The organism is Nostoc sp. C052, assembly GCF_013393905.1.
Classification (GTDB): Bacteria; Cyanobacteriota; Cyanobacteriia; order Cyanobacteriales; family Nostocaceae; genus Nostoc.
Window position 1 is genome coordinate 2018397 of record NZ_CP040272.1, and the last position, 12842, is coordinate 2031238.

Below are 12842 nucleotides of genomic sequence, written 5' to 3' on the forward strand. Positions count from 1 at the left end.
GTGCCATTCCCCCATGCCCAATACCCAATTAATTCAACGGCTCCATGATGGCTCTTAAACCATTGCTAGAGAGTGTTTTGAGCATTTCTTTAGCATTATATTCACTGCTAAATACTCCTGCCTGCATAACTTTTTGACCTTCCCAAACTGTGGGAAATGCACCAGGAACAAGCGATCGCACTAAATCTTTATCTCTATCAGTTGCTAGTGTTACTACCACGCGATAACGTACACCAAATTGTGTTGCAGAGTTACCACGATATGGAATACTTGCAGAACTTGTTCGCAGATTGCGAGTATTAGCAATGGGGATATTGTTGTTAGGAAGTGGTAAAAGTGCAGAAGCATCTGGGACAGCAGTTTCCAGTATTGGTGATGGCTGCTGTATTTGATTCCTCATAGTTGGAACTGGTGGCTGTGCAACTGAATTAGATGGATACTCAGGGGCAGTAAACTCAATCGTATTAGGATCGATCCGCACATAATTTAACTGTGGTGTATTAGGCGGCTGTGTAACTTGAGTATTAGTTGGCAGTCTACCTGACAAGCTGCTAGGAGTAGGAAATCCGGCAACTTTAGAGGTGGGTGGTTGTTGATTGGATCTAGGGGTGGAAAGTGATAGATTAGCTGGCACCAATGGCAGCAGTTGACTATTTAATTGTGTAGAAACAGGATTGTTTGCTGAAATGTTGTTGCTGCTTTGTCCATTAATAGTTTCAGAGATTTCGGGAGATGAAAAGGTGATTTCAGCGGTTGCTGGTATTTCTCGTAAGATATTATTGGCAGCAGGTTGAGAATTTTGGGTTGCTAGTGCTGTTGTACCGTTAATATCTACCTTGCCAGTGATGCGATCGCTCACAAGATTATTACCAGCAGCAGAAATTACCTGTTTAGCAGCGCTGGCGTTAATATCGTAGCGGCCGTTATTTTGAAATGTATTACCCCCAGGTTCCGATGCACTACCCAAATCTGGCATTGCTTGAGCGATCGCAACTAAACCATCTTCTTTATTATCTTGAATAGAGTTATTCCGTAAAATTGGACGGGCATTTGCTTGTACCACAATCCCCGATCTATTATTCTGGATTTGATTGCCAATAACTACAGGAGCGGAATTTTGGGCAATATTAATCCCAAAACCTGTTTGGTGAAAGACATTTTCTTTCACTTGGGGGCTAGAGTTACCAGCAATTGTGATCCCATTGGCTCCATTGCGATCGAAGTAATTCTTACTAATAGTAGGTGCAGCATTACCACTGACAGAAATCCCATCTTGAGTACTGCCAGTAAATGTATTTTCTGCAACTACTGGATTGCTAGATTCAATCCATAAACCGTAACCACGGGGGTTAGAGTTCGTCACTGTCACCCCAGTGAGCAAGACTTGGTTTGCCCCAACAATTGTGACATTTTGACCGGCAAAGCTCCGGCTCAGGTAATCACCGCCTCCCTGAATAATAATATCCTTACCTTGATTGCTAGGGTTGCCTTGAATTGAAACACCCGGTTTCAGAATTAAGGGAAATTCCTCTCCTGTATCGGCGCTATAAGTACCCGTGGAAAGCATAATTACAGTATTGGCATTAGCTAATCGCAAGGCTTGGGTAATAGTTTTTACAGGAGCGGATTCGCTGCCATTGCCTGCCTTGTCATCTCCGATGCTAGGGTTGACAAACAGCACGTTAGTCTGAGAAGGTGTTTTCTCACCTAGAGGCGCTGAATCTGGTGTTGATGGAATTGCTAACGCGCTACCCAGGAACGCCAAACTTGCCGCTCCCAGACTTACGGTAAATAATAATACTGAAAAACTAAAGAATAAAAGCCTTGCTGATTTCAGAAACCTCAGCTTTGCAATCAGAACATCTACTCTACGGTACTTATCAAACACATAAGGGAGAATCATATTTAACACGACTCCTTAGAAGTAATCATAAATTCTTATACTCTTACAGAGTATTATGTCGATAATATTACCCATATATTGACCAATTGGCGATATTTCATACATAGTAATAAATGCTCATCAGATATCTCCAAAAATTAATTAAGTATTACCCAAAATTTTTTGTAGGCACAATTCATGAATTGTGCCTACATTCTTTTTCACTGAATATATCTACTGAATATATCTATTGTGGATTTTCTGGTGTATACCTCTTCCCAGTCCTTTGTAAGCTTGTCGTTTCCCGTAAAATACTTGACTAAACTTAGTGCAAAACTGTAGCCTCAAACTACCCTTATCACTGTCTATAGGAACATGGGATAATTTACCATAACCCTCACTACTACGTTGTTTTGCGTAGATTCAGCAAAAATCTAGTAAAAAAAAGCAAATTAATTAACTATGGTTACTAGGGCTTATGATAATTCACACTTTGATGAAAGCACTAATGGGGTTGTTGTAATGGTCGAGCCATACAGCCAAAAAGAGCAAATACAGCAAGTTGTTTACCGCATTTTAGATGCCAATTTAGACCGCGCTCGTGAGGGCTTGCGAATTATTGAGGAATGGTGTCGGTTTGGGTTGAATAATGCCCAATTGGCTCTTGAATGCAAGCGCTTGCGACAAGAGGTAGCCAAGTGGCATACTTCCGAACTACGGGCAGCGCGAGATACACCAGGCGATTTGGGGACTGAGTTAACCCATCCTCAGGAAGAACAACGAGCTAGTATCAAATCGGTATTGCAAGCTAACTTTTGTCGGATAGAAGAAGCATTACGAGTGTTGGAAGAATACAGCAAGCTTTATCAGCCAAATATGGCTAAAGCTTGTAAGCAGATGCGCTATCAAGTTTATACCCTAGAAAGTAGTTTAATGGGTCATCAACGCCATCAATTGTTATGGCGATCGCATTTGTATCTTGTTACTTCCCCTAATGAAAATTTGTTGAACAATGTCGAGGCTGCACTCAAAGGCGGATTAACGCTTCTACAGTACCGCGACAAAACCGCCGATGATTCTTTGCGTCTGGAACAGGCGAGAAAATTACGGCAGTTATGCCACATCTACGGCGCTTTGTTTATTGTTAACGATCGCGTTGATCTAGCTTTAGCAGTCGATGCCGATGGAGTGCATCTGGGACAACAAGATATGCCTATTACCATTGCTCGGCAATTACTGGGTTCGCAACGTTTGATAGGTCGTTCTACCACAAATAAAGAAGAAATGCAAGCAGCAATTGCTGAAGGCGTAGATTATATTGGCGTGGGGCCAGTTTATGAAACTCCCACAAAAGTAGGTAAGGCAGCAACAGGGCTAGAATATGTCAGTTATGCCGCCAAAAATTGCTCAATTCCCTGGTTTGCGATTGGGGGAATAGATGCCAATAATATCAATGATGTGATCGATGCTGGAGCCGAACGTGTAGCGGTAGTGCGATCGCTCATGCAGGCCGAACAGCCTACCCTCGTGACCCAATATTTACTCTCCCAACTCAATCGCATTAAACCAGAACTTTAAAAGAGTCATTAGTCATTTGCCCAAAGTGAGTAACCATTACCCCTTATCCCCAGAGGGGGCCCCACCTTCCTCAGTCCCTAATCCCCAGTCCCCAATCCCCAGTCCTCACGCATTATGTCTAATGAGATTACGATTCAGATAAATGGGGAAACCCATAGCTGTTCGTTTCAAACTTCTTTACCCGAGTTACTCCAACAGTTGGGTTTTAATCCCCGTTTAGTGGCTGTGGAGTATAACGGCGAAATTTTACACCGCCAGTTTTGGCCACAAACAAAAGTACAACCAGGCGATCGCTTAGAAGTGGTAACTATTGTTGGGGGTGGTTAATTGATTTGAGCCAGCAAAGCCAAATCCTTAAGGTTGCGTCGTGTAATCTCGATGCAGGCGGGTGCATCTTCTGGTTTCTGCATATCAAGAGTTGTGGCGAAAAATTACACGTTTTTGTTTTGTTTTAAATAACCCAGAAACCAACCAACGTTTGGTTTAGTACTTGTTAACCATCCTGTCTTTCCTGGCAGTGTCTAGTCTGGAGTTTGTTCGCTTATCATAATGTCTTTGCAATGCAACATATATATAAATACATCCATCAAATCTTCATAAATAAACCTTGGCCGAATAGTATTACTTTATACGGCAGCTTTTGGAACTAAGAAATATTGCTGTCGTCTATTAGATCAATATAACAATATTGATTGCTCTAAAAAAATCTGGAGCATTAATTAAAATGAAAACCTTTAGACTACTTGCAATTATTCCTACAGCTTTGGCGATGAGTTTGGTTTTCACTGAGGTTAATTTGGCACAAACACCAACAATCCAAATTAATCGGAATCTCCAACCAGATCCACTGGTTTTAAAGGGAAAGTCTGGGGGAACTCTCAAAAGTAATTGTGGCAATATTACCACTGAACCTAATCAAGTTATCCAAGTTACAGAGTCACTACCTTATTTGCGATTAACAGCAGAAAGTCAAGGAAAGGCAACGCTGCTGATCGACGGGCCAGGGGGACGCTTTTGTGTGCTACCAGATAGTTACTCTGGAGGTAAGTCAGAACTTTCTGGTTACTGGCAGACAGGAAAATACTTGCTATATGTAGGTGAACTATCCCAACGAGAGTATAACTACACTCTCTCAATCTCGCAAAAAAAGAAATAGTGATTAGTCATTAGACATCTCCAGAAATTAAATATGCGTTATCCAGAACCTTTGTAGAGACGTAGCAGTGCTACGTCACAACAATTCATTTTCGGAGATGCCTATTAGTCATTAGCAAGGGATAGGAAACACAATTTTTGGTGAGGCGATGCCTACGCTTAGTCACTACAAAAGTTAGTTTAATACTCTATTTTAATTTTTTTCAGCGTAAATACTAATTGACAAAAATAATCTTATCTTATTAAGCAAACAATTAGTCACTAGTAACTTGACTAATGACTAATAACTAATGGCCAATGACTAATAACTAATCTTCCAGTGATTTGGCTGGAACTTCTACAGCAGTGACATCAATCGTGCCTTCTGGTGTGAAGCGTTGAAAGTGACTATCTCGTACTAACAGTGACTCCCCACAGTTAGGACATTGTAACTGACTGTTATTTAAACCTGTAAATTCATATTCACAGACGGGACACTGATCGGCAACCAAGTTGCGTTGTAGCCACCAACGAAAGCCAAAAAAAGCCACAATCGGTGCCAACAAAAGCAACCCGAAAATAATTAGCAATGAATTGACCAACCAACCCAAGCCCACTGATGCTAGCAACCAAACAATTGCCAGCAGGGTGAGCCAAGGGCGGAGATTTAAAAGATTCAATTGAAATGACTTAAAGCTCATTTTTTAAATTTCGTCCTGCTCTCCTTCTAGGATAGCGATTTTAGTCGTTTGTCATTAGTCATTACTGATAATAAAAGTATTTTTTGCAAGTGTTGTTGGAAGGCATCTATGCCAAACAGAGCGATCGCCTGTTCTCTTAGCCAATCTCCATCACATCGCTGGTCATCACCTTGCAGCATTTCTATACAAGCCGTTGCTACGGCATCAGGACTGCGGTGTGGTACTCGCCATCCTAGTTTACCATCCTGTAAGGGGTCAGCAGAACCATCATTGTCACCGGATAATACAGGTACTCCACAAGCCATTGCTTCTAAATAAACAATGCCAAAGCCTTCTTGTGAAGGCATAATATAGGCATCAGCAAGGCGGTAATGTTCCATTAACTCTTCTGTGGCAACGAAACCAGCAAATATAACGCGATCGCTCACACCTAAATCTTTTGCTAGCTGTGCCAATCGTGGTTGGTCATCACCGCGACCAATTACTAAATATTTCACTTCTGGGAAAACTTGAGCGATTTGTGGTAGTGCCCGAATCGTAACATCTACACCCTTGTAAATATCCCCTGACCATAACCGCGCTACTGTCATTAATACTTTAGCACCAGTTAAACTATACTTCTGGATTAATTCTGGCTGCTTGGAACCAGGAGTAAATTTGTCCCCATCAATTGCACAAGGCATCATTTGTACTGTTTTCGGGTTTAGACTATTAGCAGCACAAGCGCGATCGCGGCTGTAGCGACTAATTGTCCAAATTCCAACTGCTGATGTCAGGGCGCGACGTTCTTGATTTTTCAGCGGTTCCCAGACTTCTTTACCGTAAGTGAGTACGGTATAAGGAATTCCCAACGGCTGGCAAAGAGTTTGTACTAATACTGCTAAGTTTATATGACCGCAGAAAACTTGCTGCGGACGGCTTTGCAAAAGGCACTTCAGTAAAGCTGCTGCCATTTGCAATCTCCCTAAATAGGGAGACTGGTTTTTAAAGTAATGAAATTTTAAGTTCTCATCTTCAAACGGATTTAAGCTATCTGGACTATCTCGCAGCAAAAATACTTCTGCCTTGTAGGTTTGGCTCAATCCCAAATAGGCGCGAAAAATATCTTTTATATATGATTGAATACCACCTTCGTGGGCAAAAATTTCTAAGAACACGAAGACATGATTAGTTTTTTGGTTAACTTTATTACCTAACTTGAGGTTTTCTGTCACTGTAGTGATCTGCATGTTAGGTTATTTACACTCGTGGCGAGGGCGCAATTGCACCACTTTGTAACCTTTCTAAATCTGTTTTAACCATTTTTTCTAAAAGTTCCTCAAAACTGACTTGGGGTTCCCAGCCGAGGTTTCTTTTAGCTTTACTGGGGTTAGCTACTAGTTGAAAATGCTCATCTTGTCGCAACAAACTAGTATTTAATACTATATGCTGTGTCCAATCCAGTCCGACAGACTCAAAGGCTGTGCGAACTAAATCTCTAACACTGTGTAGTTTACCAGTGCCAATCACATATTCTTCTGGCTCATCAACTTGCAACATTAGCCACATTGCTTCTGCATAATCTCCCGCAAATCCCCAATCGCGCTTGGCATCTAGATTACCCATTTCTAAGGTGTCAGTTAAACCCAATTTAATTGATGCAGCCGCTAGAGAAACTTTGCGTGTAACAAACTGAGGTGCGCGTAGAGGAGATTCGTGATTATATAAAATTCCACTACAGGCAAATAGTCCATAGCGCTGTCTATGATGCACCATCGTCCAGTGAGCGTGCATTTTAGCCGCAGCATAGGGATTTTTGGGACGAAAAGGGGTTTCTTCATCTTGAGGCGAGACCAATACATCGCCAAACATTTCTGAACTGCTAGCTTGATAAAATCTAGTAGACAAACCAACCTTTCGTACTGCTTCCAAGAGTCTTGTAGCCGTACCAGTAATCAAATCCAAGGTTCCCAATGGATCGTTCCAGGAGTCGGGTACAAAACTAGGAGCCGCCAAATTGTAAATTTCTTGGGGACGTAGTTGTTCAACTGCGGTCAACAGTGCCGCACTATCTTGCAAATCAACTGTAAAAATTTCTACCTGATTTGCCAGTGTTCCCAGTTTTGTCAAATTAGGTTGTCGATGCGGAGGTACTAATCCGACAACTCGATAACCACGATTGAGGAGCAAATGGCTAAGATAGTAGCCATCTTGACCAGTAATTCCTGTAACTAGGGCTGTCTTAGTCACGTCGCTTCGCTCCGAATTAAAAATTAAAAATTAATGATCCCCATAAATAAATTTAGTTGCTCTGTATCATGAGTCGTTTTCGGTCATTTGTCCCCTATTCTCTCTATCTCTTTAAGCACTAAATGGCATTTGTTGGAGAACAAAATTAAGACTCTCAACACTTGCCAACAAATCCTAACAAAGAAGCGAATGTAACTCGAATGCTGTCTTTACTGTCTTCACTAATTCTTTTTATACAAATGTATCACTTAGGATTTTGCAAAAAGAAATAACTAAGCAATTTTACTTTTGTGCTTCTACAGAGTATTTGACGATGAGCAGGCAATTTCTACCATCTACACCACGCTCATATACAACACGGTCAGCCAACCGCCTCAGGAGAAACCATCCATAACCACCTACTTGTAGAGTACCTGGGGCTGGTTCTGCGATCGCATCAGGATCGAAAGGTTTTCCATAATCCCAAATTCTAATCTCTAATCGGTCAATCCACAGATAAACTTTAATCTCAATAGTTGTTTCCGGGGGTAAAGCATGATGAGCGTGACGAACAGCGTTGGTAAAGCCTTCTGCTAATGCTAAATTGAGGCGATCAAGTTGGGTTTTTGACCAGCCAAGTTGAGATAAGTGTTGCAGACAAAATTTCTCAAACCATTCTTGCACCTGGTTTAAGAGCCTGAGTTCGCTCTTAACCATCAGATGCTCTTGCTGCACTATGCTAAACATTAACTGTGACTTGAATGTAAGTAAACCCAAGCTGTTAGTTATGAAATTTTGCGCTATCCGCAAAATTTCTCTGACATAAAAAAATCTAAATTTATATATGATATTTACCAAAATACAAAACATGAAAGATTTTGGCATTTTGAGGGTTGTAACTAGCAACTTATGCTAAGTAAATTCTTGTTGAAAAAGGGAATGGGGGACTGGGAAAATTGTTCGGGGATTCAAGACCTAAATCAAGTTTTGTTCGCGCAGCGTTCGTATGAGAAGAAAACTCTTCCTAGTCCCCAGTCCCGGAGCGCCATTCCTAAAAGACTTGCTGCGCTGAAGTCTCTTAATCCTGGCGCGACCCGTTAAAATTGACGCCTGTTGATTGTTTTCAAAAGCACATCTGCATCTGCTATTGAAACTTACAGGCGTCAAAGCACTTTGAGGTGACTAATTTAGAATAGTCCCAAGGTCAAAGATTTATCCAATGGCAAAGCAGCACCAATACCCAGCCATACGGTGACAAGGGTACCAACGAGGAATACTGTGGTTGCAACTGGACGACGGAAGGGATTTTGGAACTTATTCACGTTCTCAATAAAGGGAACGAGGATTAGCCCTACTGGTACGGAACCCATTGCTAACACTCCTAAAAGCTTGTTAGGAAGCGATCGCAAAATCTGGAAGACTGGATACAAGTACCACTCTGGCAAAATTTCCAATGGTGTAGCGAAAGGATTTGCTGGTTCGCCTGTCATTGCAGGGTCTAGCACAGCTAGAGCCACAATTGCAGCAAAGGAACCCATGATCACAATTGGAAAAACATAAAGTAGGTCATTAGGCCAAGCGGGTTCACCGTAGTAGTTGTGACCCATGCCTTTAGCGAGTTTGGCTCTTAACTGAGGATCGCTCAGGTCAGGTTTTTTTTGTGTTGCCATTTTGAAATTTGCTCTCCTGCTTAAGTTAAATTAAAGCATTTGTGAAAGCTATCAGCTACTAGGCAACCAGCAGGTGGCAAACAGCGTTTGTCTCTCTACAGTCCGCCACCTGGAGGTTTTCTACAGCTTTCGGCTCCAGATACAAGTATTTGTTTTTTAGAACTTATGTGCCATTAATTTCTTGCGTTTCATAAGTTTAAAACAAACAACTTCATCTGAAAACTGACAAATGTTGCCTTTCGCTAATAACTGAGATTACAAAGGCCCGGAAATGCCTTGCTTGCGAATCATCAAGAAGTGAAACAACATGAAGACTGCAATCAACCAAGGCAGTACAAAGGTGTGTGCGCTGTAGTAACGGGTTAGTGTTGCTTGACCAACACTAGAACCGCCGCGCAGCAAGTCGGAGATCAGAACGCCAACTACGGGAATTGCTTCTGGTACGCCGCTAACGATTTTCACAGCCCAATAGCCAACTTGATCCCAAGGTAGGGAATAGCCAGTGACTCCGAAGGAAACAGTAATCACAGCCAGGATCACACCACTTACCCAGGTCAATTCACGGGGCTTTTTAAAACCACCTGTGAGATAAACCCGGAAGACGTGCAAAATCATCATCAACACCATCATGCTGGCAGACCAGCGATGGATGGAGCGAATTAGCCAACCGAAGTTTACTTCAGTCATGATGTACTGTACTGAGGAGAAAGCTTCGGTGACTGTTGGTCTGTAGTAGAACGTCATAGCAAATCCAGTGGCAAACTGGATGAGAAAACAAACCAGGGTAATTCCACCCAGACAGTAAAAGATATTGACGTGGGGAGGGACGTACTTGCTAGTGACATCTTCGGCGAGTGCCTGAATCTCCAGGCGTTCCTCAAACCAGTCGTAAACGTTGGCCATACAATCTCAAGTTCCTAAAAGTCGGTTGCGGTTGATAAATCCCGAAGTTCTGAATCGGCAGAAGCCTTTGTTCAGACTTCTCTCCCAATTAGCAATTTTGGGATTTTCGTAAAGAGGAGTTTTTGGAAAGCTTTTCAGCTTTTGGCGTGCTAAGAGACTTCAGAAACTTTACATTCTGTAAAGATGGAATATATTGCGATCTCTTTACGCCCCTACACACAGAATGGTGGACACAAAGTAGATTTTATCCTTTGGTGAGTGGATACGATGCATCAGTTGACTGAACAACTTGATGAGAAAAATGCACCACTTCTATAAAAAAAGTAACATAATCGAGAGATAGATTTCATCAACAACAGGGGAAGTGGGCATTTCTAGGCAATTTGGGTTGAGGTGGAATTGATAATGGGGTTCATGAATAAACAAGTCTTTCGGGTTGGATTTTCATTGTTAATGGCGTTTTGCTTGGCGTTGGGTACGCTTACTCAGCCGGCGATGGCTTTGACGACGGAACAAAAGCTGGTTTCGGAAGTTTGGCGAATTGTTAATCGCACTTATCTAGATGAGACATTTAATCATCAAAACTGGGCAGCTGTGCGGCAAAAGGTTCTGGAGAAGCCACTGGCAGACTCAAATGCCAGTTATGAGGCGATTGGGAAGATGCTCAAGAGCCTCGACGATCCTTTTACCCGCTTTTTAGATCCAGAACAATACCGCAGCTTGCAGGTCAATACTTCTGGGGAACTGACTGGGGTGGGATTGCAAATTGCCTTGAATCCTGAGACTGGGAAGTTAGAGGTAGTAGCTCCTATCGCCGGTTCACCGGCAGATAAAGCGGGGATTCGACCACGCGATCGCATTCTCAAAATTGAGGGCGTTTCTACAAAAAATCTTACCCTTGATGAAGCTGCAACTAAAATGCGCGGGCCGAGTGGTAGCCTTGTGACTCTCCTAATCGAACGGGATGGAGAGGCAGAAACGGAAATTAGACTAACGCGCGATCGCATTGCTCTTAACCCTGTGGTTTCAGATTTGCGTGTTTCTGCTGAGGGTACACCCATTGGCTACCTACGTCTTACACAATTTAATGCCAACGCTTCAACGGAATTGGCACACGCTATTTCTAGTCTAGAAAAAAAAGGCGCTGCTGCCTACATTCTAGATTTACGAAATAATCCTGGGGGGTTATTGCAATCAGGAATTGAAATTGCCCGTCTGTGGTTAGACTCTGGCACTATCGTTTACACTGTTAACCGACAAGGCATTCAGGGAAGTTTTGAAGCCCTTGGGCCAGCCCTGACAAAAGATCCTCTGGTGATTTTGGTGAATCAAGGAACTGCTAGTGCTAGTGAGATTCTCGCCGGCGCACTCCAAGATAACGATCGCGCCCAGTTGGTAGGCGAAACCACTTTTGGCAAGGGCTTAATTCAATCTTTATTTGAATTATCAGATGGTTCGGGCTTGGCAGTCACAATTGCTAAGTATGAAACTCCCCAACATCGGGATATTAACAAACTAGGTATTAAGCCAGATCAGGTTATTTCCCAACCAGCCATTAACCGCGAACAGATTGGTACCGAAGCGGATCTGCAATATCAAGCAGCGGTGGAACTTTTGGTTAAAAACTCCGTGGTGGCCAGAAAGGCTTAAAGGAGAGACGCGATTAATCGTTTCTGTACAAGAGTTAGGAGTTTTTTTCCGAATCTCTAACTAGGAATGACCGAATAAATATTGTGATCCGCTAGTATTTGAACGTGCAGATGCCTATAAGCGCCAGCAGATTTAGTAGGTGCTTTTAGGCAAGCTGTATTTTAGTGCGATACCTACGGGAGAAGGTGTTTCCGAGCAACTGTCGAGCAAATTTCATTGCCAGTGTAGGTCAGCTGCTACTCAGTCTGATAAATCACCTCAAAACCATAATTTTCCAGCAAATACAACAGCCTTTTGTGCTGAATTTGCTTTTTGTCAGTAACTAATGAGATATTATGTCTGATATAAAATACTGTGTTCCTATCATAATACTGTAAATTATTGATAGGTAACAGAGGTTATAAACTTTGTGACATGAATTTAACTTTTTTCAGAAAGCATCCACTGTTGTTTGTCATCGTAATTTTCTTTGGGCTTTTTTTCAGTAGTACAGTAGTTGCAGCCAATTTAAAATTATATTTTGCTACTCAGAACTCTCGGTCAGTAAAATCAGCAAATTATCAAAATATTGCGATCGCAGATCAGCAGCTACCTGTAGATAAATTACTAAAATTGATCCAGCAGCGATTACTAATTGCACATGATGTAGCCCGGTGGAAATGGAATCACAAACGTCCTATTGAGGATCTCAAGCGCGAACAAGAGTTATTATTAAAGGTTAGACAACAAGCAAAAACTCATAACCTAGAACCCGATACAGTTGCAGAATTTTTTCAAGCACAAATAGATGCAGGAAAACTCATCCAAACAGCTGATTTTAAAAACTGGCAAAAGCAAGGTATTAAATCTTTTCCTAACGTCCCAGACTTAAACCAAACATTACGACCATCGTTAGACAAATTAAACACAGAATTTTTCTTTGCTTTAACAGAACTGACTCCTGTTTTAGGTTGTTCGCAGATAGGGGAATTAATTCAGTCACGTTCTCAGGTGATTATTCAGGGAGATGGTATTGATCGGCAAGTGCAAAGCCTAGCAATTTCACCTCTGCTGAAATTGAAAAGCGCTTCTTGCAAAGTAGTTTCTTTACCTTAATTGCCATTCTTTTGTCTCGTT

12 protein-coding genes are annotated in these 12842 nt (G+C 42.0%); 5 read left to right on the top strand and 7 right to left on the bottom strand.

Features of this window, described 5'->3' with window-relative positions; translation table 11 throughout:
- Positions 1-28: 28 nt before the first annotated feature.
- A complete protein-coding gene (locus tag FD723_RS08070) occupies positions 29-1903 on the bottom strand; it encodes a DUF1565 domain-containing protein (RefSeq protein ID WP_179064859.1) in 1875 nt (624 codons plus the stop codon).
- 441 nt (positions 1904-2344) lie between these two features.
- Here FD723_RS08070 and FD723_RS08075 point away from each other — a divergent pair, with 441 nt between their 5' ends.
- From FD723_RS08075 to FD723_RS08085, 3 genes are all read left to right on the top strand, one after another.
- Positions 2345-3460 (top strand): thiamine phosphate synthase, encoded by a 1116-nt coding sequence (locus FD723_RS08075; protein WP_179064860.1) that lies wholly within the window; start codon positions 2345-2347, stop codon positions 3458-3460.
- 114 nt (positions 3461-3574) lie between these two features.
- Positions 3575-3787 (top strand): sulfur carrier protein ThiS, encoded by a 213-nt coding sequence (thiS, locus tag FD723_RS08080; protein WP_179064861.1) that lies wholly within the window; start codon positions 3575-3577, stop codon positions 3785-3787.
- 397 nt (positions 3788-4184) lie between these two features.
- Entirely contained in the window at positions 4185-4616 is a 432-nt protein-coding gene (locus FD723_RS08085; protein ID WP_179064862.1) for a hypothetical protein, read from the top strand.
- A 307-nt stretch (positions 4617-4923) separates the two neighbouring features.
- Here the strand turns inward: FD723_RS08085 and FD723_RS08090 are convergent, their stop codons facing one another.
- From FD723_RS08090 to petB, 6 genes are all read right to left on the bottom strand, one after another.
- Positions 4924-5295 carry a hypothetical protein gene (locus FD723_RS08090; protein WP_179064863.1) on the bottom strand — a complete coding sequence of 124 codons (372 nt, stop codon included), beginning with the start codon at positions 5293-5295 and terminating at the stop codon, positions 4924-4926.
- 26 nt (positions 5296-5321) lie between these two features.
- The gene (locus FD723_RS08095; RefSeq protein ID WP_179064864.1) at positions 5322-6524 is read right to left on the bottom strand and encodes a glycosyltransferase family 4 protein; all 1203 of its coding nucleotides are present in this window, start codon (positions 6522-6524) and stop codon (positions 5322-5324) included.
- Positions 6525-6534: 10 nt separating this feature from the next.
- On the bottom strand, positions 6535-7524 hold the full coding sequence (locus FD723_RS08100) for a GDP-mannose 4,6-dehydratase (protein ID WP_179064865.1): 990 nt from the start codon (positions 7522-7524) through the stop codon (positions 6535-6537).
- Between the two features lie 282 nt (positions 7525-7806).
- Positions 7807-8250 (bottom strand): anti-sigma regulatory factor, encoded by a 444-nt coding sequence (locus FD723_RS08105; protein WP_179064866.1) that lies wholly within the window; start codon positions 8248-8250, stop codon positions 7807-7809.
- Between the two features lie 440 nt (positions 8251-8690).
- Positions 8691-9173 (bottom strand): cytochrome b6-f complex subunit IV, encoded by a 483-nt coding sequence (gene petD / locus FD723_RS08110; protein WP_012407122.1) that lies wholly within the window; start codon positions 9171-9173, stop codon positions 8691-8693.
- Positions 9174-9428: 255 nt separating this feature from the next.
- The gene (gene petB / locus FD723_RS08115; protein WP_179064867.1) at positions 9429-10076 is read right to left on the bottom strand and encodes a cytochrome b6; all 648 of its coding nucleotides are present in this window, start codon (positions 10074-10076) and stop codon (positions 9429-9431) included.
- Between the two features lie 405 nt (positions 10077-10481).
- On the opposite strand from petB, the gene ctpA reads away from it, so the two are divergent.
- Positions 10482-11726: a carboxyl-terminal processing protease CtpA gene (gene ctpA, locus FD723_RS08120; protein WP_179064868.1), complete on the top strand. Its 1245-nt coding sequence runs from the start codon at positions 10482-10484 to the stop codon at positions 11724-11726.
- Between the two features lie 414 nt (positions 11727-12140).
- The gene (aroQ, locus tag FD723_RS08125; protein ID WP_179064869.1) at positions 12141-12821 is read left to right on the top strand and encodes a gamma subclass chorismate mutase AroQ; all 681 of its coding nucleotides are present in this window, start codon (positions 12141-12143) and stop codon (positions 12819-12821) included.
- Positions 12822-12842 lie beyond the last annotated feature (21 nt).